Source organism: Amycolatopsis ponsaeliensis (genome assembly GCF_030182635.1).
Classification (GTDB): domain Bacteria; phylum Actinomycetota; class Actinomycetes; order Mycobacteriales; family Pseudonocardiaceae; genus Amycolatopsis; species Amycolatopsis ponsaeliensis.
Genome location: NZ_JAPZLD010000014.1, coordinates 72,911 through 98,259 on the forward strand (window position 1 = coordinate 72,911; position 25,349 = coordinate 98,259).

A 25,349-nucleotide genomic window follows, 5' to 3' on the forward strand; every position below is an offset into this window, starting at 1 on the left:
CTCTCTCCTGCGCGGTGGATTGGTGCCGCGCCCATCCAATCCACTTCCGGCGCGGCGGCGAAGTACCGGTGTGGAGATCACGGGAGAACGCATCGCCGTCATCGGCAGCGGGGTGGCCGGGCTGACGGCGGCATACCTGCTGCAACGCAAGCACGAGGTCCTGCTCTTCGAGTCCGACGACCGGCTCGGCGGGCACGCGCACACCCACGACGTCCCCAGCGCCCACGGCGGCACCATCGGCGTGGACTCGGGCTTCATCGTCCACAACGAGCGCACCTACCCGACGCTGCTGAAGCTGTTCGGGGAGCTCGGCGTGCGCACCCGCGACACCGAGATGTCGATGAGCATCCGGTGCGACGGCTGCGGCCTGCAGTACGCCGGCGCGAGGGGGCTGCCCGGGCTGTTCGCCCAGCGCGGCAACCTCGTCCGCGCCCGCTACCTGCGGATGCTGGCGGAGGTGAAGAAGTTCCACCGGCACGCGAAGCGGCTGCTGGACGCGAAGGACGCGGGCGACGTCACCCTCGGCGCGTTCCTCGCCATCGGCGGCTACACGCGCTACTTCACCGACCACTTCATGCTGCCGCTGGTCTCGACGGTCTGGTCGGCCGACCGCAGCGACACGCTGCGCTACCCGGCGCGCTACCTGTTCGAGTTCCTGCGCAACCACGGGATGCTGAGCGTCAAGAACTCGCCGTCCTGGCGGACCGTCGTCGGGGGGTCCCGCGAATACGTCGAACGCGCGGCCAAGCAGCTCACCGCGGTCCACCTGTCCACGCCGGTGCGGTCGGTGCTGCGGACCGCCCGCGGCGTGGAGGTCCGCGACGACGCCGACACCCCGCACCGCGTCGACCGGGTCGTCATCGCCACCCACGCCGACCAGGCGCTGTCGCTGCTGGCCAACCCGACCGCCGCCGAGCGCGAGGTGCTCGGCGCGTTCCGCTACTCGGAGAACGAGGCCTGGCTGCACACCGACACGAGCGTGCTGCCGTCGCTGGCCGACGCCCGCGCGGGCTGGAACTACCGGGCTCCGGTGTGCGGCGCCCCGACCGGCGCGGTCCAGGTCAGCTACGACATGAACCGCCTGATGCGGCTGGACGAGCCGACCGGGTACGTCGTCACGCTCAACCCGGGCGAGGGCACCGGCAAGGAGGCCCTGGTCGCCAAGATGCACTACGAGCACCCCGTCTACACGCCGGAATCCGTTGCGGCGCAACGACGGCTGCCCGAGCTCAACGACGGCGTCTTCGCCTACGCCGGCGCGTACCACGGTTGGGGCTTCCACGAGGACGGCTGTTCTTCGGGGGCCCGCGCCGCCGAAAGCCTCGGAGTCGCCTGGTGACGAACGCGCTCTACGACGCCACGGTCGCGCACGTGCGGCGGATCGACCCGCCGCACTCCTTCGCGCACCGCGTGTACCTGTGGCTGGTGGACCTGGACGCGCCGCCGCGGCTGCCGTGGTGGGCCCGGCCGTTCGCCCGGTTCGACGACCGCGACCACTTCGTCGCGAGCGACCCGCGCGGGATCCGGGAGAAGCTGGACGCGTGGCTCGCCGAACGCGACGTCGACCTGCGCGGCGGCAAGGTCGTCATGCTGGCCGCCGCGCGCGTGCTCGGGTACGTGTTCAACCCGATCAGCGTCTACTGGTGCCACGACCCCGAGGGCCGGCTCGCGTGCGTCGTCGCCGAGGTGCACAACACCTACGGCGGCCGGCACGCCTACCTGCTGAACCCCGACGAAGCCGGCCGCGCCCGCACGGCCAAGGAGTTCTACGTCTCGCCGTTCCAGGAGATGGACGGCGAGTACCGGATGCGCCTGCCCCACCCGGAAGCGTTGCTCGACCTCACGGTCGCGTTGCGCCGCGGGAGTTCGACGCCGCTGGTCGCTACGCTGCGGGGAGTTCGCCGCCCGGTGAACCCGCGGTGGCTGGCCCGGCTCGTGCTGGCCCGGCCGCTGCTCCCGCAGCGGGTGTCCGCGCTGATCCGCCGCCACGGCGTCGCGTTGTGGCTGCGGAAGGCCGCGGTCGTGCCGCGCACGCCGCAGAACGCCGGAGGACAGCTGCATGGATGAGTCGGCCCGCCGGCGCCCGGTGGCGCCGGTGCCCTTCGAGCCTTCGGACGCCCCGGCCGCGCCGACCGCCGAGGAGCTGATGGCGCGCGTCGCGAAGGGCGACGAGCGGGCCTTCGAGCTGCTCTACGACCAGCTCGCCGGGCCGATCTTCGGGCTGGTGCGGCGGATCGTGCGCGACGCGGCCCAGTCCGAAGAGGTAGCCCAGGAGGTGCTCGTCGAGCTCTGGCGCACCGCGACGCGGTACGCGCCGGACAAGGGCTCGGCGCTGAACTGGGCGATGACCCTGGCGCACCGCCGCGCGGTCGACCGCGTCCGCTCGGCGCGCGCCAGCACCGAGCGGGAGCAGAAGGCGACCTTCGAAGCCGCCCGCGGCCGGCCGTTCGACGAGGTCGCCGAGTCCGTCACCGCGCGGCTCGAACGCTCCCAGGTGCGCAAGTGCCTGTCCTTCCTGACCGATCTGCAGCGCGAATCCGTGCTGCTCGCCTACTACCAGGGCTATACGTATCGCGAGGTGGCCGAAGTGCTGTCGACGCCGCAAGGAACCATCAAGACGCGGCTGCGGGACGGCTTGATCCGCCTGCGGGACTGCTTGGGGGTGACCGCGTGAGCACTCCCGAGATGCACACCCTGGCGGGCGCGTTCGCGCTCGACGCGGTGTCCGACGTCGAGCGGGCGGAGTTCAGCCGCCACCTCGAGCAGTGCGAGTCGTGCGCGCAGGAGGTCGCCGAGCTGCGCGCGACCGCGGCCCGGCTGGGCGCGGCGATGGCCGAAGAGCCGCCGCCCGAGTTCAAGGACCGCGTCTTGGCCGCCATGCACGCCACCCGCCAGCTGCCGCCGCGCACCCGGCCCGTCACCGACCGGCACCGCCGTTCGGGCCGCGCCCCGCGCTGGGCGGTCGTCGTCATGGCCGCGGCCGCCGTCGTCGGGCTCGCCGCGGGCGGGGTGTTCGGCGGGATCGCGCTGACCCAGCAGCAGGAGCTGCAGTCCGCGCAGACCCGGCTCGACCAGGCGAAGCAGCGCTACGAGCCGGTGGCGGCGCTGCTCGCCGCGCCGGACGCGAAGACCGCGCACGGCGAGGCACCCACCGGCGGCGGTGTGACGGTCATCCTGTCGAAGTCCCTGAACCGCGTGATGGTGATGGACGCCGGCCTGCCGGCGCAGCCCGGCGGGAAGGTGTACGAAGCCTGGCTGATCACCGGCAAGGACGCGCCGCGTTCGGCGGGCGTGATCGCCGCTTCCGGCGACGGTGGCCTGGTCGTGGCGGACGGCATCGGGTCCACCGACCACCTCGCGGTGAGCCTGGAACAGGCCGGTGGATCGCCCAGCGGGGCGCCCACGGACGTGCTCATGAGCATGCCCGTGCCGGCCTGACGGAGCGCCATAGCAGACGGGGCCGGAGCGGTGATCGCGGCTCCCAGCTCTTGCGCGCTCGAACGTGTTGTGGCAAAACACCTTTGCGACACACGGCGTGCCTACTGGATTAGAGCCTGCCTGGTGCCTACCGTCCTGCCTAACGTCGGCAGTTGACATAACTCTCAATCTGGGGTTTAGGTTGAGAGTCGATCATCCGCCGGCGGGCTGTACGGGCACAACGATCAGGAAGGCGGACTTCGATGACGCCCCCGCACAACTACCTTGCGGTGATCAAGGTGGTCGGCATCGGCGGTGGCGGCGTGAACGCCGTGAACCGCATGATCGAGGTCGGCCTCAAGGGTGTCGAGTTCATCGCGGTGAACACCGACGCACAAGCACTGCTCATGTCCGACGCCGATGTCAAGCTGGACATCGGCCGCGAGCTGACCCGTGGCCTCGGCGCGGGCGCCGCCCCCGAGGTCGGCCAGAAGGCCGCCGAAGACCACCGGGAAGAGATCGAAGAGGTCATCAAGGGCGCCGACATGGTGTTCGTGACGGCCGGTGAAGGCGGCGGCACGGGCACCGGCGGCGCGCCGGTCGTGGCGCAGATCGCCCGCAAGCTGGGCGCGCTGACCATCGGCGTCGTGACCCGCCCGTTCACCTTCGAGGGCAAGCGCCGCGGCAAGCAGGCCGAGGACGGCATCCAGTCGCTGCGCAACGAGTGCGACACGCTCATCGTCATCCCGAACGACCGGCTGCTGCAGCTCGGCGACATCGGCGTGTCGCTGATGGACGCGTTCCGCTCCGCGGACGAGGTGCTGCTGTCCGGTGTCCAGGGCATCACCGACCTGATCACCACCCCGGGCCTGATCAACCTCGACTTCGCCGACGTCAAGAGCGTCATGTCCGGCGCGGGTTCCGCCCTGATGGGTATAGGGAGCGCACGCGGTGAAGGCAGAGCCATCCAGGCTGCGGAGAAGGCGATCAACTCGCCCCTCCTCGAAGCCTCCATGGATGGTGCGCACGGCGCACTGCTTTCGATCGCGGGTGGTTCGGATCTGGGCCTGTTCGAAATCAACGAAGCCGCGTCGCTGGTGCAGGAGTCCGCGCACCCGGACGCCAACATCATCTTCGGCACGATCATCGACGACTCCCTCGGCGACGAGGTCCGCGTCACGGTGATCGCGGCCGGCTTCGACGCCGGCGCACCGACCCACAAGAAGCTCGACCCGTCGACCTTCGGCTCCGGCTCGCGCCAGGGCTCGACCACGGCGTCGGCCTCGGCGGGGCAGGTTTCGAACCAGCAGGGGCCACCGTCGGGGGCGACCCCGGTGCCGTCGGCGGGCAGCTCCGGCTACCCGGTCGCGCCGCCGCGGTCGCACTCGCCGCTGCCGTCGGCGTCCGGCCAGAACTCCGGCGGGCTCCCGCAGCCCGGCGGCGGTTCGCGCGGCTACTCGCCGATGGGCTCCAACGCGACCCAGGGCAGCCTGCCCGGCCGCGCGATGCCGGTGCACGACGACCCGTCGGACGACGAGGTCGACGTCCCGCCGTTCATGCGGCGCTAGCGACACCACCGTTGAAGGCCATCACCCGGGAACTAGAGTCCTGGGTGGTGGCCTTCAGTGACGTCAAGGAGGATTCGTGCGGGTTCGGCGAGTGGTCACGACCAGGGCGGGCGGCGCGTCACGGCCGCCGTACGACACGTTCAACCTGGGCGACCACGTCGGCGACGACGAAGGCGACGTCTACGCGAACCGCAAGCGCCTAGCCGCCGAGCTGGGCCTGGCCGAGGACAAGCTGGCCTGGATGGAGCAGGTCCACGGCCGCACGGCGACCACGGTGGACGGCTCCGAAACCCGGGCCGCCGAGGCGACCGACGCCCTGGTGACCGCGACCCCGGGCGTCGCGCTCGTGGTGCTGGTCGCCGACTGCGTCCCCATCCTGCTGGCCGACGCCGAGGCCGGCGTGGTCTCGGCGGTGCACGCCGGGCGCGTCGGCACGCGGGTCGGCGTCGTCCCGGCGGCGGTCGAAGCCATGCGGGAAGCCGGGGCCGAGGTGGGCCGCATCGAGGCGCTGCTCGGCCCGGCCATCTGCGGCGACTGCTACGAGGTCCCGGCCGCCATGGCCGCCGACGTCGAGAAGCACGTGCCCGGCAGTGCGTGCAAGACCCGGAAGGGCACGCCCGGCCTCGACCTGCGCGCCGGGCTCTGGCAGCAGCTCGCCGGCCTGGGGGTCGGCAAGATCGGTGTCGACCCGCGGTGCACGAACGAGGACAAGACGCTCTTCAGCTACCGCCGCGACGGCACGACCGGGCGGATCGCCGGGATCACCTGGGTCGAGGCATGACCGATCGCAAGGCCGAGCTGGCCGCGAACCTGGCCGAGGTCGAGGAACGGATCGCCGCCGCGTGCCGCGCGGCCGGGCGAGCGCGCGACGAGGTCAAGCTGATCGCGGTCACCAAGACGTTCCCCGCTTCCGACGCCGCGCTGCTGGCCGACCTCGGCGTGGCCGACCTCGGCGAGAACCGCGACCAGGACGCCGGCCCCAAGACGCTCGAAGTCGCCGAGTTGCGACCGGAGGCAAGCCTGCGCTGGCACATGGTCGGCCGGCTGCAGCGGAACAAGGCACGCTCCGTGGCCGGGTGGGCGCACGAGGTGCAGTCCCTGGATTCGGCCCGGCTCGCCGACGCGCTCGCGAAGGCGGTACGTGCGGCTCGCGACGCTGGGATACGTGACGAACCCCTCGACGTGCTGATCCAGGCGAGCCTCGACGACGACCCGGAGCGCGGCGGCTGCCCCCTCGGCGAGCTCGGCGCGCTCGCCGAGCACGTCACCCACACGGACGAACTGCGGTTTCGCGGCCTGATGGCCGTCGCGCCGCTCGGCGCCGACCCGGCGGAGGCCTTCGAGCGGCTCGCCCGCGCGGGTGAGCGGCTCCGAAAAGATCACCCGAATGCCGCAGACGTCTCCGCCGGGATGAGCCATGATCTCGAGCAGGCGATCACGCACGGCTCGACCTGTGTGCGTGTCGGAACCGCGTTGCTCGGTGGACGCGGTTTAGCCTCGCCGTAGGGAGCTCGCGCGATCGGTCACGTTTAGTGGTCGCCCGCGCGGGGCACTGACGGCGTGGAGAAACGTTGGTGCGGGAGCGGCTAGGGCTAGGGAGAGGCATGAGCGCGCTGCAGAAGCTGAAGGCCTACTTCGGGATGGTGCCCGCAGACGACGACGGCTACGAGACCGAGGACGACTACCGGCGCGGCTACGACGACGACTACGACTCCTACGAGGAGCCGGCACCGCGGCCGTCGCGCTCACGGTACCGCGACGTCGAGGACACTTACGACGAGCCTGTCAGCCGCAGTCGATCACGCTCCGTGTCGGCAGCCGAGCCCGCTGTCCACGGTGCGCTGGCGATGGACCGGCAGCCGGAGCCGGTGGCGCGCCTGCGCCCGGTCACCGAACCGGCCCGTCCGCCGCTGCGTGATCCGCTGAGCCGGATCACGACGCTGCACCCGACGAGCTACGTGGAGGCGCGCGCCATCGGCGAGCACTACCGCGAGGGCATCCCGGTGATCATCAACCTCACCGAGATGGAGAACGCGGACGCCAAGCGGCTCGTCGACTTCGCCGCCGGGCTGGCGTTCGCGCTGCGCGGGTCGATGGACAAGGTCACCAACAAGGTGTTCCTTCTCTCACCGCCCGATGTGGACGTCACCGCCGAAGACCGTCGGCGGATTGCCGAGGGCGGATTATTCTTGCGGGGCTGAAGTCGCGCGGACCGCTGAGCGCAAGCAGACGTGATTTTGTCGACCCGATGCGGCGTCGACCCCCTCAACTGCGTCTTCTGCGAGGACGCCCGGTTAGAGTAGGTACGTGGAAGCTGTGTGGCTGGTCGTCTGGTACGTGCTGTTCGCCTTTTGGCTGCTGCTGACGGCGCGGATCGTGATCGAACTCGTCCGGACTTTTGCGCGTGAGTGGCATCCGGCCGGGGGGGTTGCGGTGACGCTCGAGACCATCTACACAGTGACGGACCCGCCGGTTCGTCTGTTCAGACGAATCATTCCGATGGTTCGAATCGGCGGCGTCGGACTGGACTTGTCGATTATGGTGCTGCTGTTGGTTGTGTTCTTCGCGATGCAACTGGCGACTCCAAGTTGATCGGGGAGACTTGGGTGGACCCTGCAGGCCATGGAGTGCGTGAGGTGATCTGATGTCGTTGACCCCCGCTGACGTGCATAACGTCGCGTTCAGCAAGCCGCCCATCGGCAAGAGGGGCTACAACGAGGACGAGGTGGACGCGTTCCTCGACCTGGTGGAGACCGAGCTGGCCCGCTTGATCGAGGACAACAACGAGCTGCGCCAGCAGATGGAGCAGCTCGACGCCGAGCTCGAGTCGACTCGTGGCGAGCTCGACAGCGCAAAATCTGCGCCCCCGATGCGTGAAGAGCCGTCGCGGCGGCTCGCTCCGGTGCCGCCGCCGCAGTCGGCCATGGAGCAGACCCAGGCGCACTCGATGGTCGGCGACAGCGCCGAGCCGAACGTGCAGGCCGCCAAGGTCCTGGGCCTGGCTCAGGAGATGGCCGACCGGCTGACCGCCGAGGCGAAGACCGAGTCCGACGGGATGCTGGCCGAGGCCCGCACCAAGTCCGAGCAGCTGCTTTCGGACGCGCGGGCGAAGTCGGACTCGATGGTGAACGAGGCGCGCACGCGCGTCGACACCATGCTGAACGACGCGCGGACCCGTGCGGAGACGTTGGAGCGCCAGGCGCGCGACAAGGCCACCACGCTGGAACGCGAGTCGCAGCGCAAGTACACCGAGACGATGAACAGCCTGAACTCCGAGAAGGGCGGGCTGGGCAAGAAGATCGAAGAGCTGCGCACGATCGAGCGGGAGTACCGCACGAGGTTGCGCGGGTTCCTCGAGTCCCAGCTGCGTGAGCTCGACGACCGCGGCTCCGCGGCCCCGGCGTCGGCCTCGTCGAACTCCGGGCAGTCGTCCGGTTCGTCGAGCGGCGGCCAGGGCTACTCGTTCGGCCCGCGCGCCGAAGCGGGCTGATTTCCCCGGGCCCACCCCGCCGGCACCCTGCCGGCGGGGTGGGCCACGGTTCGGAGTCGATCCGGTACCGCACGTGGGCGGGTCATCGGACGATCTTGCCTGGTTCGTGCTGTAATTCAGCGTGCTTTACATCGTGCTGGTACTGGTACTGGCGGCTCTGGGGTTGCTCGTCTCCGCGCTCATCACGGCCTCTTCGCTGTGGGCGTGGGTGTCCATCGGCCTTTCGGTGCTGGCCGGGCTGATCCTGGTCGCCGACTGGCTGCGCCGCCGGCGTCGTGCCGCGGCACCCGCCGAGCCCGAAAAGCCCGTCTCCGAAGAACCGGTCCCGCCGGCGGAGGAACCTTCCCCGGCGGAAAAGCCGGCGGAGGAGGAGCAGACCGTCCTCATCCCGGCGGCCGGTGACCTGGGCGATCCGGCCGACACGCCGGAGCCCGAACCTGAGCCCGACTCCGAATCCGACTCCGAGAAGACCGTCGTGGCGGAAGCCCCGGTCGAATCGGCGAACGGTATCGAGTCCGATCCGGGTGTGGAAGAGACCCCGGACGCCGACATCGCCGTCCTGGCCGACCTCGAGGACGAGGTCGTGGTGGTCGACGAGCACCCGCGCTACCACCTGACGACCTGCATCTGGCTGGGCAGCCGCGACACGATCCCGATCGGCATCGGCGAGGCCCGTCAGCTCGGCTTCACCCCCTGTGACCGCTGCCGCCCCGACGCGAACCTGGTCGCCGCCCACCGCTAGTCGACGACACGCGAGCGAGGTGCGACGACACGCTGTCAGGCGGCGAGGTCGGCCAGGCCCAGCCGGGTGGCCAGCGCCCGCGCTCCCTCCGGTGTCAGCTTCACCGCGCGGTGAGCCGCCCCGCGCCGCCGCATCCAGCCCGCCTCCGTGAACCGCGTCGCCACGGCCGCACCCAGCGCGCCCGCCAGGTGGTGGCGCTGCTCGCTCCAGTCCAGGCAGAACTTCAGCAGGGGACGCCGGCCCGCCGCGGCCGCGTCGAGATCGACGCCGAGCGAGCCGAACACTTCGGCCGCGTGCGGACCCAGCGTGTACGGGTGCTCGCGCAGCGGAGCCGAAATCCGGTCGCCCGGCCGCCGCCGCGTGTCGGACGCCCCGGACAGCGCGCCCCGCTCGAGCAACGCCGACGTGACCGCCACCCCGAGCCGGCCCGCCAGGTGGTCGTAGCAGGTCCGCGCCGTGCGCAGCGCCTCCGCGCGCGTCCCCTCGCGCAGGGACGTCACCGGTTGTGACGGCGAGAACCGCGCCAGTGTCTCCATCAGCTCGGCCGGGTCCGGGCCGGCCAGCCGGTAGAACCGGTGCCGCCCCGACTTCTCGGCGACCACCAGGCCCGCGGCCCGCAGCTTCGCCAGGTGCGCGCTGACCCCCGGCGCGGACAGCCGGGCCTCGGCCGCCAGCACGGACGCCGCCAGTGCCCGGCCGTCGGCGAGCGCGAGCAGCACGCGGACCCGCGCCGGGTCCGCGAACAGCGCCGCGGTGCGTGCGATGTCGGCGTCGCCTTCCATGACTCCAGGATGCCCCGGGCACACTTCCACCGCGACGGAAGCGTCCCGGCGGTCCACTGGGGACATGCGTTCCGCCCTTCTCCTCACCATGTGCGCCGGCATGTTCCTCGTGCAGCTGGACGTCACGGTCGTCAACGTCGCCTTGCCCGCCATCGGCGCGGACCTGCACGGCGGCCTCGCGGCGCAGCAGTGGGTGGTGGACGGCTACGCGGTCGTCCTGGCCGCGTTGCTGCTGACCGGCGGCGCGCTCGGCGACGTCTTCGGCCACCGCCGGGTCGTCCTCGCGGGCTTCGTCCTGTTCGGCGTGGCTTCGGCGGCGTGCGGGCTCGCGAGCACCGCACCCTGGCTCGTCGCCGCCCGGGCCGGGCAGGGCCTGGGCGCCGCGTTGCTGCTGCCCGGGACGCTCGCCGTGATCACGAACGCCTACCCGGGACACGCCGAGCGCGCGCGGGCCCTCGGCGTCTGGGCCGGGGTGTCGGCGCTGGCGCTGGCGGCGGGCCCGGTGCTCGGCGGCGCGATCGTCTCCGCGGCGGGCTGGCGGCCGGTGTTCTGGCTCAACGTCCCGATCGTGCTGGCGGCCGCCCTCGCGACCCGGCGGCTCGCGCCGCGCGGCGACCGCGCACCCGGCCGGCGGGTCGACGTCGCCGGCGTCGCCACCGCCGCGCCCGCCCTCGGCGCCGGCGTCTACGCGGTCATCGGCGGGAGCGTGCCCGCCGCGGTGGTGGCGGTCGTCGCGCTGGCCGCGTTCCTGGCCGTGGAACGGCGCGGCCCGGACCCGATGCTGCCGCCGGACGTCGTCCGGCGGACGGCGGGCGCGAACTTCGTCGCGGCGGCGATGAACTTCGTCGGCATCGGCGCCATCCTCGTGCTGACCCTGTACCTCCAGGGGGTGCGCCACGCGTCGCCGTTGACCGCGGGGCTCGAGGTGCTGCCGCTGTTCGGGCCGCTCTCGGTGCTGGCGCCGATCTCGGGCCGGCTGACCGGCCGCTTCGGGCCGCGTCCGCTGATGGTCGCCGGACTGGCCCTGGGTGCGCTCGGCATGCTGAACCTGGTGCGGCTCAACGGGAACAGCGGCTACCCGGACCTCCTGCCGACGCTGCTCGGGCTCGGGATCGGGATGGGCCTGCTGACGACGGCGGTGGTGACGGCCGCGGTCGGCGGCATCCCGCCCGAACGCGCGGGCGTCGCCAGCGGCATCAACAACACCGCCCGCCAAGCCGGTGGCGCCCTCGGGGTGGCGGTGCTCGGCGCGGTCGCCGGCGAGCCGGGCGGCCGGTTCCTCGAAGGGCTGCACCGCGCCGGCCTGATCGCGGGGGCGTTGTGGCTGCTGGCGATCGGCGTGACGGTGGCCGGCGTACGTGCCCCTCGTGACAACCGGGTTGCGCGGGCCGGTTAACCTGGTAACCAGCAAGGCGTCGATCCGGCCATCACCGGGGAGCCTCCGGAAGAACCGAGCGTCACCGCTCTCAGTAGAACCGGACGGGTGCGGCCCGTGACAGCCGTCGAACGAGCGGCCTGGGTGATCTTGCCGGGCAAGCGGGGTGGTACCGCGGTGCGCCGCCAAGGCGTTTCGTCCCCGTGTGGATGACCGGGAGCCGGTCGTCCGTACGAGAGCGACGAACCGAGGAGCACCGGGATGTACCCCCAGGCCAAGCTCGACGACAGCGCGGGTGTGCCGTCGCAGCCGTCCTTCCCCGAGCTGGAGAAGCAGGTCCTCGCCTACTGGGAGACGGACCGGACGTTCCAGGCATCCATCGACGCGCGCCCGGCCGGCGAGCACGGCGACAACGAGTACGTCTTCTACGACGGCCCGCCGTTCGCCAACGGCCTGCCGCACTACGGCCACCTGCTCACCGGGTACGTCAAGGACCTGGTGCCGCGCTACCAGACGATGAAGGGCCGCAAGGTCGAACGCCGCTTCGGCTGGGACACCCACGGCCTGCCCGCCGAGCTCGAGGCGATGCGGCAGCTCGGCATCACCGAGACGTCCGAGATCGAAGAGATGGGCATCGCGAAGTTCAACGCGGCTTCGCAGGAGTCCGTCCTCCGCTACACCGACGAGTGGCGCGACTACGTCACCCGCCAGGCGCGCTGGGTCGACTTCGACAACGACTACAAGACGCTCGACGTCACCTACATGGAGTCGGTGCTCTGGGCGTTCAAACGCCTGTGGGACAAGGGACTCGTCTACGAGGGCTACCGCGTCCTGCCGTACTGCTGGCGGGACGCGACGCCGCTGTCCAACCACGAGCTGGGCATGGACGCCGACGTCTACCGCAACCGGCAGGACCCGGCCGTCACGGTCGGCTTCCGGTTGCAGGACAACGGGAACGAGCTCGACGGTACTTACCTGCTGATCTGGACGACCACGCCGTGGACGCTGCCGTCGAACCTCGCCACCGCCGTGCACCCCGAGGTGCGCTACGTCGTCGTCGAGAGCGAAAACCTTCCCGGCAAGCGGTTCCTGCTCGCCGAGGCGCGGGTCGCCGCGTACGCGCGTGAACTCGGCGAAGAGCCGGCGGTCGTCGCGCACTACACGGGTGAGCAGCTGCTCGGAACCCGTTACGCACCCCCGTTCCCGTACTTCGTCGGCACGGAGAACGCACACCGCGTGTTGGCGGCCGACTACGTCACCACCGAGGACGGCACCGGCGTCGTGCACATCGCGCCCGCCTACGGCGCCGACGACAAGGTCGTCACCGACGCGGCCGACATCCCGCCGGTCACGCCGGTCGACGCGCACGGCAAGTTCGACGCGACCGTGCCCGACTACGAGGGCCAGCAGGTCTTCGACGCCAACCCGAACATCGTCCGGGACCTCAAGAACGGCACCGGTTCGGCGGGGCAGCAGGGTTCCGTGCTGCTGCGGCACGAGACCTACGACCACTCCTACCCGCACTGCTGGCGCTGCCGGAACCCGCTGATCTACCGCGCGGTGTCGTCGTGGTTCGTCGCGGTGACGCAGTTCAAGGACCGGATGGTCGAGCTGAACCAGCAGATCACCTGGTACCCGGGCAACGTCAAGGACGGTCAGTTCGGGAAGTGGCTGGAGAACGCCATCGACTGGTCGATCTCCCGCAACCGGTACTTCGGCACGCCGATCCCGGTGTGGCAGTCCGACGACCCGGAGTACCCGCGCACCGACGTCTACGGCTCGCTCGACGAGCTGGAGGCCGACTTCGGCGTGCGGCTGGACAACCTGCACCGGCCCTACATCGACGAGCTGACCCGGCCGAACCCGGACGACCCCACGGGGAAGTCCACGATGCGCCGCGTCCCGGACGTCCTCGACGTCTGGTTCGACTCGGGCTCGATGCCGTACGCCCAGGTGCACTACCCGTTCGAGAACGCCGACTGGTTCGAGCACCACTACCCGAGCGACTTCATCGTCGAGTACATCGGGCAGACCCGCGGCTGGTTCTACCTGCTGCACGTGCTCGCGACGGCGCTGTTCGACCGGCCGGCGTTCCGCGCCTGCGTCGCGCACGGCATCGTGCTGGGCTCCGACGGCGCGAAGATGTCCAAGTCGCTGCGCAACTACCCGGACGTCAACGAGGTGTTCGAGCGCGACGGCTCGGACGCCATGCGCTGGTACCTGATGGCGAGCCCGATCCTGCGTGGCGGCAACCTCGTCGTCACCGACAAGGGCATCCGCGACGCCGTCCGCCAGGCCGTGCTGCCGCTGTGGAACTCGTACTACTTCCTCGCGCTCTACGCGAACGCCGAAGGCGTGGAAGGCAAGTGGCGCACGGACTCGTCGAACGTGCTCGACCGGTACGTCCTGGCGAAGACGCACGAGCTCGTCACCGACGTCGAGTACGCGATGGACCACTACGACGTCGCGGGCGCGTGCCAGACCGTGCGGGACTTCCTCGAGGTCCTCACGAACTGGTACGTGCGGCGGTCCCGGGACCGCTTCTGGGCCGGTGACCAGGACGCGATCGACACGCTGCACACGGTGCTGGAGGTGACGTCGCGGGTCGCGGCGCCGCTGCTGCCGCTGACCACCGAGGTCGTCTGGCGCGGGCTCACCGGCGGCCGTTCGGTGCACCTCACCGACTGGCCGAACGCGCTCGACCTGCCCGCCGACGCGGCGCTGGTCACCACGATGGACCGGGTGCGGCAGGTCGCGTCGTCGGCGCTTTCGCTGCGGAAGGCGAACAAGCTGCGCGTGCGGCTGCCGCTGTCCTCGCTGGTCGTGGCGGCCGACGACGCCGAGACGCTGGGCGCCTTCGCCGACATCCTGCGCGACGAGGTGAACGTCAAGGCGGTCGAGCTGACCACCGACGTCGCCGCGCACGGCGGGTTCGAGGTCGCGGTCAACGCGCGTGCCGCCGGCCCGCGGCTGGGCAAGGACGTCCAGACCGTGATCAAGGCCGTCAAGGCGGGCGACTGGTCGCTGCAGGGCGGCAAGGTCGTCGCGGCCGGGATCGAGCTGCGGGAAGGCGAGTTCGACCGCCGGCTGGTCGCCAAGGGCGGCGGCGCGGCGGCCGAGCTGCCCGGCGGGTCCGGGCTGGTCCTGATCGACACCGGGGTGACGCCGGAGCTGGCGGCCGAGGGCCTGGTCCGCGACCTGGTCCGGGTCGTGCAGCAGGCGCGCCGCGACGCCGGGCTGGACGTCGCCGACCGGATCGCGCTGACCGTCGATTCGGTACCTGACGTCGTCGAGGCGGCCCGGACGCACGAGGAGTTCCTGGCCTCGGAGACGCTGGCGACGTCGGTGACCCATAGTCCGGTGACCGAGGGCTTCGCCGGCACGGTCGGCGACGGCACCAAGGTGACCGTTTCGGTAGCAAAAGCCTGACCTGCTGTCGTAGGTGGCCGGTAAGATCGGCCGGCCACCTACGGCGGTGGCGTTCCTTGGGGGAGGGGTACGCGGAAATGAGTCCTGCCAAGAGACGGGGCGTCCTGATCGGCGGCGCGCTGCTGGTCGTCGTGGTCGTGGTGGCGGCGTTCTTCGTGCTGAACGGCGGGGGATCGGCGCCGGAGGCGGAAGCCGGGGCCACGAGCGTCGAGACGCCGGGTGCCCTCGACCCGCACACGGCGATCACCGAGTACCTGCAGGACCTGTCCGAGAACAACACCGACGCGGCGAGCCGGCTGACCGACGCCGCTCCGGCGGCCGCGGTGGCCCTGCGGGACGCGCGGAACACGCTGAACCCGTCGACGCTGACGGCCAAGCTGACCGTCCTGCAGCCGACCCCGGCCGGGGCGACGCAGACCGGCGGGACGTTCAGCCTCGGGTGGACGCTCAAGCCGGGCAAGGTCTGGACCTACGACGTGCCGTTCCAGCTGGCCCAGGCCGGCGGGAAGTGGCTCGTGCACTGGGCGCCGTCGCTGCTGCACCCGAAGCTGGAGGCGGGCCAGCGGCTGGTGGTCAGCACGGCCGTGCAGGACACGACGGCGGTGGCCGACCGCGACGGCAAGCCGCTGCTCATCAGCGGGTCCGCCGGCCTGCGTCCGGTCGAAGGCGACCCGGCGCCGCTGCTGCGTTCGGCGCTCGCCGGACAGGTCACGGCGGCGGCCGGCGGCGGCTTCGCCGTCGAGCGCGTCGACACCGGTGGCAAGAACGTGGAGACGCTGTTCGGGAAGGCCGACGGTGAGGCCAAGACGCTGACGTCGAGCCTGAGCCTGGCCGCGCAGAACTCCGCGCAGGCCGCGGTGGACGGCAACAAGGGTTCGGCCATGATCGTCGCCCTCGACACCGGCTCGGGCGACATCCTGGCCGTCGCGCAGAACGCGGCCGCCGGGAACGCACCGAAGGCGCTTCACGGCCTGTACGAGCCGGGGTCGTCGTTCAAGATCGCGACGTCGGTCGCCGCGGTCCAGCAGAGCGGCCTCTCCGCGACCTCGCCGGTCGACTGCCCCGGCGTCGCGACCGTCGGGACGCGGACGGTCAAGAACGAGGGCTTCGAGCTCGGGGCGACGAACCTGCAGACGGCGTTCGCGCGGTCGTGCAACACGACGTTCGGGCAGCTCGCGCTCGACCTGCCGGCCAACGGCCTGCAGAAGGCGGCCGACGAGCTGGGCCTCAACGCCGACTACGAGATCCCCGGCATCGACACCGAGCTGGGCAAGGTCGAGCCCGCCGCGAGCAAGGACGAGCAGGTCGAGGACGGGTTCGGCCAGGGCCGGATCCAGGCCAGCTGTCTCGGCGGCGCGCTGATGGCGGCCACGGTCGCGTCCGGCAAGGCGATCACGCCGCGGCTGTGGCACGACCTGGACACGACGGTCGTCAAGGGCTACTCGCCGCCGCCGGCGGCCGTGCTCGGCCAGGTGCGGACGATGATGCGCGCGGTGGTCACCAGCGGCACGGGCCGCGGCGCGGCGAGCGCGGGCCAGGTGTTCGGCAAGACGGGCACGGCCCAGTTCGGCGACGGCTCGAACGCGACGGGCTGGTTCGTCGGCTACCGCGGGAACGTGGCGTTCGCGGTGCTCCTGGAGGACTCGAACGACTCGGGCCCGGCAGTAACCCTGGCCGCCAAGTTCCTGAAAGCTCTCTGACCGGGCACAAGCGGCACTTTCACGTGAAAGTGCCGCTTGCTGGTGGTCGCTTTCACGTGAAGCGCGTGCTGCGTCGCTTCGGCCGCGGGCGAAGGGTGGCCGCCGTACCGTGGGCGCATGGAGACGATCGCTCTCGCCGAGGTTGCCGCGGTGCTCGCCGACCCGAGCCGCGCCACCATGTGCCTCGCGCTGCTCGACGGGCGGGCCTGGACCGTCGGTGAGCTGGCCAAGGCGGCCGGGATCGCGCTCTCCACGGCCAGCGAGCACGTCTCCCGGCTGGTCGACGCCGGGTTCGTCGCCCGGGTCAAGCAGGGCCGGGCCAGCTACGTCCGGATCGCCGACCCGCGCGTCGCCGAGCTGATCGAGCACCTGGCCCAGCACGCCGAGCACCGGCCGGTGACCGGGCTGAAGTCGTCGTTGCGGGTGAAGCGGCTCGGGTTCGCGCGGACCTGCTACGACCACCTCGCCGGCGTGCTCGGTGTCGCCCTCCGCGACGGCATGCTGGCCACCGGCCTGATCGACGCCGACGGCGGGCTGGCGCTGACCGGCCGCGGCCGTGCCGTGCTGGCCGAGCTCGGCGTGCCGGTCGCGCCCGGGCGGCGGTCGCCGCTGCGCGACTGTCTGGATTGGACGGAGCGGCGCGACCACCTCGCCGGAGCCGTGCCCGCGGCGTTGCTCGAGCGCGCGGTCGGTGCCGGCTGGGTCGGCCGCGACGGGCATCGCGCGGTGAAGGTGTTTCCGGCGGCGGAGAAGCCGTTCGCCGCGCTCGGTGTCGATCTCACCGCGCTCGGTGGGCCTTAACACACCACGCGCCCGGCGCGCCCCAGCGGTACACGAAGGAGTTAACTCGGCCGCTTCACTATTCTGAGGGCCCACGGCACTCGGAGGGAGGCGGCATGGACCAGCTTCCCGTGCTGCTCGGCGTCGGCGGTGCCGTGCTGCTCGCCTCCGTGCTCGCCGTGCGCGTGTCGATCCGGCTGGGCCTGCCGTCGCTGCTGCTCTACCTGGCGATCGGCGTGCTGCTGGGCGAAGCCGGCTTCGGCATCCGGTTCGACAACCCCGAGCTGACCCAGTCGCTCGGCCTCGCCGCGCTCGTCATGATCCTCGCCGAAGGTGGCCTGACGACGCGCTGGTCGGCGGTGAAACCCGCGCTGGGCATCGGGATCGCACTGTCCACTGTGGCCGTTGTGGTGAGCGTCGCGGTGACCGGCGCCGCCCTGCACTGGCTGCTGGGCCTCGACTGGCGGTTCGCGCTGCTGTGGGGCGCGGTGCTCGCGTCGACCGACGCGGCCGCGGTGTTCTCGGTGCTGCGCTCGGCCGGGATCGGCAAACGGCTCACCGGAGCGCTGGAGCTCGAGTCGGGCATCAACGACGCGCCCGCGTACATCGCCGTCGTGGTGCTGGCCGAAGGCGCCACTGTGGACTGGACATTGCCGCTGCTGGTGGTCTACGAACTCGCGGCGGGCCTCGCGATCGGGCTCGGTTTCGGCTGGCTCGGCGGGATCGCGCTGCGCCGGGCCGCGTTGCCGGCGACCGGCCTCTACCCGCTCGCCACGGTCGCGGTGTGCGTCGTGGCGTACTCGTCCGGGCAGCTGCTGCACGCGTCCGGGCTGCTCGCCACCTACGTCGCCGCGCTGGTGCTCGGCAATTCGCGGCTGCCGCACCGCTCGGACACGCTGTCGTTCGCCGAAGGGCTCGGCTGGCTGGCGCAGATCGGGCTGTTCGTGCTGCTCGGCCTGTTCGCCTCGCCGGGCCGGGTGCTCGAGGCGGTGGTGCCGGGCCTGGTCGCCGGGGCCGTCGTGCTGCTGCTGGCCCGGCCGATCTCGGTCGTGCTGGCGATGCTGCCGTTCCGGCTGCCGTGGCGGGAACAGGCGTTCCTGTCGTGGGCCGGGCTGCGCGGCGCGGTGCCGATCGTGCTCGCGATGATCCCGCTGTCGCAGGGGGTGCCGGGCGCGCAACGGCTGGTCAACGCGGTTTTCGTGCTGGTCATCGTGCTGACGCTGCTCCAGGGCGCGACGCTCGGGCCGCTCGGGCGCTGGCTCGGGCTGGCGAAGAAGTCCGAGGCGCACGAGATCGAAGTCGACTCCGCGCCGCTGGACGAGCTGGGCGCCGAGCTGCTGCAGGTCCGCATCCAGCCCGGGTCGAAGCTGCACGGCGTGTACCTGTCCGAGCTGCGGCTGCCGGTCGGCGCGACGGTCAGCCTGGTCGTGCGCGAAGGCGCCGGCTTCACCCCGCAGAAGACCAGCCGGTTCCAGGAGCACGACCAGCTGCTGGTGGTCACGACCAGCGGGGTCCGCGACGCCGTCGAGCTCCGGCTCCGCGCCGTGGACCGGGCCGGCCGCCTGGCCCGCTGGAAGGGCGAGTCGGGCCGTTAACCAGTGCCGTTGTCCGGCGCTTGTCCCCACAAAAATCTCACTTGATCTTCCCTTCGTTCCCCCTTTTGGCTTACTGTGCGCTCCATTCATTAGTTCGAATGGGTGAGTGAACAGCCAAAGGAGTACGCAGGGTGACGAAACTTCACGTGCGTGGGGCGAGCCTGATCGCGGCGATCGTCGTGACGGCCGGGCTGGCCGGCGTCCCGGACGCGGCCGCGGAGGTCGCCCCCTTCCCGGCGTTCGCCCTGCCGTTCAAGGCCGGCCAGCAGGTGTACTCGGCCGGCATCCACTCCGACGACGGCAGCACCGGCGTCAAGAACGCCATCGACTTCAGCCCGGCCGACAAGACCGTGCGCGCGCCGTTGGCCGGCACCGTCCACCTGCAGCACTGCGCGGGCGGGGACTGGGTGACCATCGACCACGACGGCGGCTGGCGGACCGGGTACTACCACATGGAGGGCATCGAGGTCACCGACGGTGAGCACGTCGAGGCCGGCGCCGAGCTCGGCTCGACCGGCAACGCGCTGCCGTGCGGCGGCAGCAGCACCGGCGCCCACGTGCACTTCACGCTCTGGACCCTGCCGGACGCCCCGGCCGCGAACTGGGACGGCAAGTCGTTCGCCGAGGTCTCGACCACGGTCGCGGCGGCCAGCGGCGAGCCCGTCGACGGGAAGACCATCGGCGGCTGGCGCTTCACGGCCGGAGCCGAGCAGTACACCGGCACGGCGACGCACCTCGCCGACAACGCCGTGACGCAGCTGCCGGGACACTTCCGCGCGAAGCTCTGACGTCCTCACGGTGTGTGAGCGGCGTCTCAGAATGTGAGGCGGGGGTTGGCCGCCGGCGGCGTTCTCGGTTACCTTCTGGCTCAGGTCATGAGTGCCAGCGCGAAGCCCCGGCTTGCTGGCCGGCAACCCTCCAACCGCGGTGGGGTGCCCCGGGTGAAGACCGGGCCGGTCGCGTCGTGCGACGGGCAAGCGCGGGCCCCTCGCCGGGGTCCCCCGGACCGCCGAGGAGGCACCGATGACTCTCGCCATCGATCGCACCAGCACGACCACCGCCCCGACCGGCTTCGGCACGGCTGCTCCCGCCGAGTTCCGGGTCGCCGCCGGAGCCACCCCGACCGAATTCGCCGCGACCGCCGGAACCCTTGCCGCGCAAAGCATCCCGGCCGTCGCGGGTGCCGCCGTGCGGGTCCCGCTCGTCACCGGGGAATCGATCGGCTACGCCAACCTCGACCACGCCGCGAGCGCCCCGTGTCTCGACGCCGTCCGCGCCAAGGTCGACGAGTTCCTGCCCTGGTACGCCAGCGTCCACCGCGGCGCCGGCTTCGCGTCCCAGGTCTCGACGCGCCTCTACGAGCGCACCCGCGACGTCCTGCGTCGCTTCGTCGACGCCCGTCGCACCGACACCGTCGTCTTCACGCGCAACACCACCGACTCCTTCAACCTGCTCGCCCGCAGCCTGCCCCGGCACACCACGGTGATCGTCTTCGACACCGAGCACCACGCCGCGCTGCTGCCGTGGCAGGGCCCGAACGTCCGGCGGATCCCGACCCCGCGCACCCGCCTCGCCGCAGTGTCCGCTGTGGACGAAGCTCTCGCGGATTCCCCGCAGGGACCGCGGTTGGTCGTCGTCACCGGAGCGTCCAATGTGACCGGTGAGCTCCTGCCGGTGGCGGAGATCGCCGCCGTGGCGCGCAGGCACGGCGCCCGCATCGCGCTCGACGCCGCCCAGCTCGCGCCGCACCGCCGGATCTCGATCAGGGAGCTGGACGTCGACTACGTCGCCCTGTCCGGCCACAAGCTGTACGCGCCCTTCGGTGCGGGTGCGTTGATCGGCCGCGCCGACTGGCTGCGCGCCGCCAAGCCGTACCTCGCCGGCGGCGGCGCGACCAAGCTCGTGACCGAGGACGCGGTGGTCTGGAACACCGGCCCCGAGCGCCACGAAGCCGGCTCGCCCAACACCGTCGGCGTGTACGCGCTCGGCGTCGCGTGCGAGACGCTCAGCGAGAACTGGGACGCCGTCGTGGCGCACGAGCAGGCCCTGCTCACCCGGCTGCGCAAGGGTCTCGAGGGCATCCCGGGCTGCGCCGAGCTGCGGCTGTTCGACGCACCGGTCGACCGCGTCGGCACGCTCAGCTTCGTCCTCGACGGCTTCGACCCGGGCTGGGTGGCGGCGGTGCTGTCGGCGGAGTACGGCATCGGCGTGCGCGACGGGGCGTTCTGCGCGCACATCGCGGCCAAGCGCCTGATCGGCATCACCGGCGGCGACGGGCGGCAGGCGATCCGCGTCAGCCTCGGCCTGGGCAGCACGGAGGAGCACGTCGACCGCGTCGTGCTGGCGCTGCGCCAGATTGTCTCGCGCGGGGCCCGCTGGGAGTACGCGAAGGTGGACGGCCGCTGGGCTCCGGTCGGCGACCCGCGGGAGCTGCCGCCGTTCTGCTGATCGCTGGCCTGGGCGGATGGGGAGAAGGCCGGTTTTCTGGTTTCCGTTGGCACTGCTGGGGATCGCGCAAGTCGGCATGGCGGCGGTACAGCTGTTGTCGCGCCGCAGCGCCGCCGAAGGTGAGTCCGCGAACCTCCTCCTCGGGCCGGCGCCGTCGCCCGGTGCGACGGAGTACGGCCGAGCGCAGTGGCTGAGCCAGGACGCCTTCTACTCGCTCGGGCGGGGCCTGCCCGCCGGGCCGGCGTGGCTGGTCGCGCTCGGCGTGGCGCTCGTCGGCACAGCGATCTGGTACGCCGTCGCCCTGCGGCCCGCCCGCACCGGGTGGTTCGTCCTCGGCACGCTGGGCGCGCTGCTCGCCCTCCCGCTGCTCGACCTGATCGGGTCGTGGCAGTTCCGCCTCGGCGACGGGCTGCGCGGTCCGCTGCTGGCCACGCTCGGCCTGCTGGTGCTCGCCGCGTACGAGCGCAGCAGGCTCGTCCTGCTCACCGCGTTCGTCTTCGCGGTGATCGCGGTGGTGCTTTCGGCCGATCTCGTGGGGGTGCTCGTTTCGGCGGCCGTCCTGCTCGCCGCGGCGTTCGCGGTACTGCTGCGCCGGGCACCCGATACCCTGCATTGATGGGGAATGAGCGACGCTGTTGGTTTCCGTTGGCGGCGCTGGGGTTCGCGCAGCTGATCATGGTGCTCGCCGAGCTGCTGCCGGGGGAGAGCCTCGCCGCCGGTACCTTCGCGGACTTGCGCGCACTGCCGATGAGCCGGGCGAACGAGCTCGCCACCGGCACCATCGGCGGTACCGGCGGCACGAGTGTCGCCGTCGCCGTCTACGCCGGCCCCACGAGGTCGGCCACCCTCGGCTGGCTCGTCGCGCTCGCCTGCGTCGTGGCCGCCGTCGCCGGCTGGTACTGGCTGAACCTGCGCCGCGCCGGGACGCCGCCGCGCACCGCCCGGTTCGCCTGCGGGACCCTCGGTGCCCTGCTCGCCATCCCGGTGCTCGACCTGGTCGGGATGCTGCAGTTCCGGCTGGCCGGGGACGTGCGGGGCGCGCTCCTGGCGACGCTCGGGCTGCTGCTGCTCGCCGGGTACGAGCGCAGCCGGTTCGTCGTCGCCGTCGCGGGGGTGTTCGCACTGGTCACCGTGGTCCTCCTGCCGCCGGTGGCCGGGGCGCTCACCGCGGCGGTGGTGCTGTTCGGGGCCGCGTTCGCCGTGCTCCTGCGCGGCCCGGTCACCGCCGCCGACACGCCCTGACCAGCGCCGTGGAGAATGGGGTGGTGAGCACCGACCCCAGCCACTCCGAACCCGACACCGCCGCGCCCGAAGAGGCGGTGCCCGAGACCCCGGCCGAACCGCTGCCGAAGCGCCGTGTGGGCTGGGTGTTCGCCGTCGCGGTCGTGTTCTGGGCGATCGACCTGGTGACGAAGAACCTGGTCACCGCCAACCTCGAGGGCAAGGAGCCGGTCCGGATCCTCGGCGGCCTCATCTACCTGCAGGTGATCCGCAACCCGGGCGCCGCGTTCTCGATGGCCACCGGCATGACGTGGGTGCTCGCGCTGGTCGCCCTGGCCGTCGTCATCGCGATCGTCTGGCTGTCCCGGCGGCTGCGCTCGATCGGCTGGGCCATCGGGCTCGGCCTCGTGCTCGCCGGCGCCACCGGCAACCTGACCGACCGCATCTTCCGCGCGCCCGGCGGGCTGCAGGGCCACGTCGTCGACTTCATCTCGGCGTTCGCCCCGAATGGCAAGGGCTTCGCGATCTTCAACATCGCCGACTCGGCGATCTGCGTCGGCGGTGCTCTGATCGTGCTGCTGTCCCTGCTGGGCAAGGACTACGACGGCACGTCGACCAAGGACAAGAAGAAGGCCGAGCAGGACGAGCAGCAGGAGGAGCAGGCGTGAGCTCGCGGATGCTCCCGGTGCCCGACGGGCTCGACGGGATGCGGGTCGACGCCGGCCTCGCCAAGCTGCTCGGGCTCTCCCGCACGGTCGTGGCGGAACTGGCCGAGTCCGGTGCGGTGCTGCTGAACGGCCAGCCGGCGGGCAAGTCGGACCGGCTCACCGCGGACGGCCTCTTGGAGGTCACCCTGCCGGAGCCGGCGAACCCGGTCGAGGTGATCGCCGAGCCGGTCGCGGGCATGCAGATCCTCCACGACGACGACGACATCGTCGTGATCTCGAAGCCGGTCGGCGTCGCGGTGCACCCGAGCCCGGGCTGGACCGGCCCGACGGTGGTCGGCGGCCTCGCCGCGGCCGGCCTGCGGATCGCGACGTCGGGCGCGGCCGAGCGCCAGGGCGTCGTGCACCGGCTCGACGCGGGCACGACCGGTGTGATGGTGGTGGCCAAGAGCGAGCACGCGTACACGGTCCTGAAGCGCGCGTTCAAGGAACGCACGGTCGACAAGGGCTACCACGCGATCGTCCAGGGCCACCCCGACCCGACGCGCGGCACGATCGACGCCCCGATCGACCGCCACCCGCGTCACGACTACAAGTTCGCGGTCGTCCAGGGCGGCCGCCCGAGCGTGACGCACTACGAGGTCGTCGAGGCGTTCCGGGCGGCGTCGCTGGCGCACATCAAGCTGGAAACCGGGCGGACGCACCAGATTCGCGTCCACTTCTCGGCGCTGAAGCACCCCTGCGTCGGCGACCTGACGTACGGCGCGGACCCGGTCCTGGCCCGCCACCTGGGCCTGAACCGCCAGTGGCTGCACGCGAAGACGCTCGCTTTCGCCCACCCGGCGGACGGCCGGTGGGTCGAGTTCGAGTCGGAGTACCCGGACGACCTCGCGAACGCGCTGAAGATCCTGCAGGACGAAAGCTACTGACCCTGGCTGCGGCAGCGGTGCCTCCTCCGTTGTCTTGAATGAGTCATTCAGGACTCCCGAAGACCTGAATGACTCATTCAAGACGCCAGCCGCGAGCCTCAGTCTTCGATCGACCAGATCAGCGTGCGCTCGTCCGGCTCCGGCCGCGGGCTCCAGCGCACCGACACCACCCGCGTCGCGTCGGGGAGGACGTAGACCGTGTGGCCGCCCAGGGTCTCGCCGGGCTGGACGCCGATCTTGTGCGGCGGCCGCGACGTCAGCGACACCGGGGCCTTGCCGATCGCGGTGCCGTCGGCGGCGAGCAGCTCGAGGTAGTTGTCCGGCAGCGACACGAACGGGATCGCCCCGCGGTTGGTGATCTCGGTGTGCACGACCACCGAGCGTTCGCCCTCTTCCAGGCGGTAGCCCGCCGCGCTGAACAGGTAGTCCGCGGGGTCCTGGACTTCCAGCAGCTGCACCGACAGCTGCTCGCCCTCCAGGCCCTGGGTCTCCAGCACCTCGCGGATCCGGCCCTGCTTGCCGCCGGCCGGGGCCGCGGGGCGGGCGGGCTCGTCGCCGCGGGCCCACGACGCCGTCTGCGGCAGGCCCCACGTGCTCACCACGGGGTCCACCGGCGCCGGCGGCGGGGCGAACTGCTGGGGCGGCCGCTGCTGTTGCGGCCGAGGCGGCGGGCCGGGGTACTGCCCGGACGGCGTCCCCTGGACGTTGTACGGCCCGGACGGCGCTCCTTGGACGTTGTACGGCCCCGAAGGCGCGCCCTGGACGTTGTACGGGCCGGACGGCACACCGTGCGGGCCCGGCGGCGGCATCGGCGGCGCCGGCTGCTGCGGCACCGGCTGCGACGGCGGGGGCGGGAACTGCTGCGGCGGCCGGTTCGCCCACGACGGCGGCGAGCCCGCGATCGCCGCCCGCAACCCCTGCGGATCGCTCTCGACGCCGACGAGCAGCGGCAGCCCGCTGCCGGACAGCGCCACCAGCCGGTAGGCGACCTCGCGCGGATCCATGCCGACCTTGGCCGCCAGCTCGTGCACCGCCGCCTTGCCGAGGTCGGCGAGGGCGGCGAGCAGGCGGGTATCGACGGGATCGGTCACGGCCACCCGCTGAACGCTACCGCCTCGCCGGAGCGGCCGCGCCGAGGTGGTCCGCCCCCGGCGAACAGCGCACCGTTCTTGTCGGTGATCTCCGTTTCCGATCCGGCCAAAGATAGG

24 protein-coding genes and 1 riboswitch are annotated in these 25,349 nt (G+C 71.9%); of the genes, 22 read left to right on the top strand and 2 right to left on the bottom strand.

Features of this window, described 5'->3' with window-relative positions; all coding sequences use genetic code 11:
* The first annotated feature begins 70 nt into the window (after positions 1–70).
* The 11 genes from QQ657_RS21725 (at position 71) to QQ657_RS21775 (ending at position 9,217) form a co-directional block, all read left to right on the top strand.
* On the top strand, positions 71–1,339 hold the full coding sequence (locus tag QQ657_RS21725; protein WP_284744029.1) for an NAD(P)/FAD-dependent oxidoreductase: 1,269 nt from the start codon (positions 71–73) through the stop codon (positions 1,337–1,339).
* Positions 1,333–2,067: a DUF1365 domain-containing protein gene (locus QQ657_RS21730; protein ID WP_284744182.1), complete on the top strand. Its 735-nt coding sequence runs from the start codon at positions 1,333–1,335 to the stop codon at positions 2,065–2,067. The genes QQ657_RS21725 and QQ657_RS21730 overlap by 7 nt, the downstream gene beginning before the upstream one ends.
* Positions 2,060–2,674, top strand: coding sequence for an ECF RNA polymerase sigma factor SigK (gene sigK, locus QQ657_RS21735; protein WP_284744030.1), 615 nt, complete (start codon positions 2,060–2,062; stop codon positions 2,672–2,674). The genes QQ657_RS21730 and sigK overlap by 8 nt, the downstream gene beginning before the upstream one ends.
* Positions 2,671–3,438, top strand: a complete 768-nt coding sequence (locus QQ657_RS21740; RefSeq protein ID WP_284744031.1) for an anti-sigma factor — start codon at positions 2,671–2,673, stop codon at positions 3,436–3,438. Before sigK ends, QQ657_RS21740 begins: the two co-directional genes overlap by 4 nt.
* A 242-nt stretch (positions 3,439–3,680) precedes the next feature.
* On the top strand, positions 3,681–4,985 hold the full coding sequence (gene ftsZ / locus QQ657_RS21745) for a cell division protein FtsZ (RefSeq protein WP_284744032.1): 1,305 nt from the start codon (positions 3,681–3,683) through the stop codon (positions 4,983–4,985).
* 76 nt (positions 4,986–5,061) lie between these two features.
* The gene (gene pgeF / locus QQ657_RS21750; RefSeq protein WP_284744033.1) at positions 5,062–5,766 is read left to right on the top strand and encodes a peptidoglycan editing factor PgeF; all 705 of its coding nucleotides are present in this window, start codon (positions 5,062–5,064) and stop codon (positions 5,764–5,766) included.
* Entirely contained in the window at positions 5,763–6,491 is a 729-nt protein-coding gene (locus tag QQ657_RS21755; protein WP_284744034.1) for a YggS family pyridoxal phosphate-dependent enzyme, read from the top strand. Before pgeF ends, QQ657_RS21755 begins: the two co-directional genes overlap by 4 nt.
* Before the next feature lie 98 nt (positions 6,492–6,589).
* Positions 6,590–7,186 (top strand): cell division protein SepF, encoded by a 597-nt coding sequence (locus QQ657_RS21760; protein ID WP_284744035.1) that lies wholly within the window; start codon positions 6,590–6,592, stop codon positions 7,184–7,186.
* A gap of 115 nt (positions 7,187–7,301) precedes the next feature.
* Complete coding sequence (locus QQ657_RS21765; protein ID WP_072477845.1) at positions 7,302–7,577, top strand: YggT family protein; 276 nt, start codon at positions 7,302–7,304, stop codon at positions 7,575–7,577.
* A gap of 52 nt (positions 7,578–7,629) precedes the next feature.
* Positions 7,630–8,475, top strand: a complete 846-nt coding sequence (wag31, locus tag QQ657_RS21770; RefSeq protein ID WP_284744036.1) for a DivIVA-like cell division protein Wag31 — start codon at positions 7,630–7,632, stop codon at positions 8,473–8,475.
* Positions 8,476–8,596: 121 nt separating this feature from the next.
* Positions 8,597–9,217 (top strand): hypothetical protein, encoded by a 621-nt coding sequence (locus QQ657_RS21775; RefSeq protein ID WP_284744037.1) that lies wholly within the window; start codon positions 8,597–8,599, stop codon positions 9,215–9,217.
* A 35-nt stretch (positions 9,218–9,252) separates the two neighbouring features.
* On the opposite strand, the gene QQ657_RS21780 is transcribed toward QQ657_RS21775, so the two are convergent.
* Entirely contained in the window at positions 9,253–9,999 is a 747-nt protein-coding gene (locus QQ657_RS21780) for an ArsR/SmtB family transcription factor (RefSeq protein ID WP_284744038.1), read from the bottom strand.
* A 64-nt stretch (positions 10,000–10,063) separates the two neighbouring features.
* Between QQ657_RS21780 and QQ657_RS21785 the strand changes: the two genes are divergently transcribed.
* From QQ657_RS21785 to QQ657_RS21835, 11 genes are all read left to right on the top strand, one after another.
* On the top strand, positions 10,064–11,395 hold the full coding sequence (locus QQ657_RS21785; protein ID WP_284744039.1) for an MFS transporter: 1,332 nt from the start codon (positions 10,064–10,066) through the stop codon (positions 11,393–11,395).
* A gap of 240 nt (positions 11,396–11,635) precedes the next feature.
* Positions 11,636–14,803 (top strand): isoleucine--tRNA ligase, encoded by a 3,168-nt coding sequence (ileS, locus tag QQ657_RS21790; protein ID WP_284744040.1) that lies wholly within the window; start codon positions 11,636–11,638, stop codon positions 14,801–14,803.
* A gap of 77 nt (positions 14,804–14,880) precedes the next feature.
* Complete coding sequence (locus QQ657_RS21795; RefSeq protein WP_284744041.1) at positions 14,881–16,503, top strand: penicillin-binding transpeptidase domain-containing protein; 1,623 nt, start codon at positions 14,881–14,883, stop codon at positions 16,501–16,503.
* A gap of 117 nt (positions 16,504–16,620) precedes the next feature.
* Complete coding sequence (locus QQ657_RS21800; protein ID WP_284744042.1) at positions 16,621–17,304, top strand: ArsR/SmtB family transcription factor; 684 nt, start codon at positions 16,621–16,623, stop codon at positions 17,302–17,304.
* A gap of 95 nt (positions 17,305–17,399) precedes the next feature.
* Positions 17,400–18,878 (top strand): potassium/proton antiporter, encoded by a 1,479-nt coding sequence (locus QQ657_RS21805; protein WP_284744043.1) that lies wholly within the window; start codon positions 17,400–17,402, stop codon positions 18,876–18,878.
* A gap of 131 nt (positions 18,879–19,009) precedes the next feature.
* Positions 19,010–19,666 (top strand): M23 family metallopeptidase, encoded by a 657-nt coding sequence (locus tag QQ657_RS21810; RefSeq protein ID WP_284744044.1) that lies wholly within the window; start codon positions 19,010–19,012, stop codon positions 19,664–19,666.
* An 83-nt stretch (positions 19,667–19,749) separates the two neighbouring features.
* A riboswitch (SAM riboswitch) is annotated at positions 19,750–19,864 on the top strand.
* Between the two features lie 37 nt (positions 19,865–19,901).
* Positions 19,902–21,326 (top strand): aminotransferase class V-fold PLP-dependent enzyme, encoded by a 1,425-nt coding sequence (locus QQ657_RS21815; protein WP_284744045.1) that lies wholly within the window; start codon positions 19,902–19,904, stop codon positions 21,324–21,326.
* A gap of 46 nt (positions 21,327–21,372) precedes the next feature.
* Entirely contained in the window at positions 21,373–21,942 is a 570-nt protein-coding gene (locus tag QQ657_RS21820) for a hypothetical protein (RefSeq protein ID WP_284744046.1), read from the top strand.
* Positions 21,942–22,568: a hypothetical protein gene (locus QQ657_RS21825; protein ID WP_284744047.1), complete on the top strand. Its 627-nt coding sequence runs from the start codon at positions 21,942–21,944 to the stop codon at positions 22,566–22,568. The genes QQ657_RS21820 and QQ657_RS21825 overlap by 1 nt, the downstream gene beginning before the upstream one ends.
* A gap of 23 nt (positions 22,569–22,591) precedes the next feature.
* Positions 22,592–23,215: a signal peptidase II gene (lspA, locus tag QQ657_RS21830; RefSeq protein WP_434056763.1), complete on the top strand. Its 624-nt coding sequence runs from the start codon at positions 22,592–22,594 to the stop codon at positions 23,213–23,215.
* Positions 23,212–24,141 (top strand): RluA family pseudouridine synthase, encoded by a 930-nt coding sequence (locus QQ657_RS21835; protein ID WP_284744048.1) that lies wholly within the window; start codon positions 23,212–23,214, stop codon positions 24,139–24,141. The genes lspA and QQ657_RS21835 overlap by 4 nt, the downstream gene beginning before the upstream one ends.
* A 98-nt stretch (positions 24,142–24,239) precedes the next feature.
* Here the strand turns inward: QQ657_RS21835 and QQ657_RS21840 are convergent, their stop codons facing one another.
* A complete protein-coding gene (locus QQ657_RS21840) occupies positions 24,240–25,238 on the bottom strand; it encodes an Lrp/AsnC family transcriptional regulator (protein WP_284744049.1) in 999 nt (332 codons plus the stop codon).
* Positions 25,239–25,349: the final 111 nt, after the last annotated feature.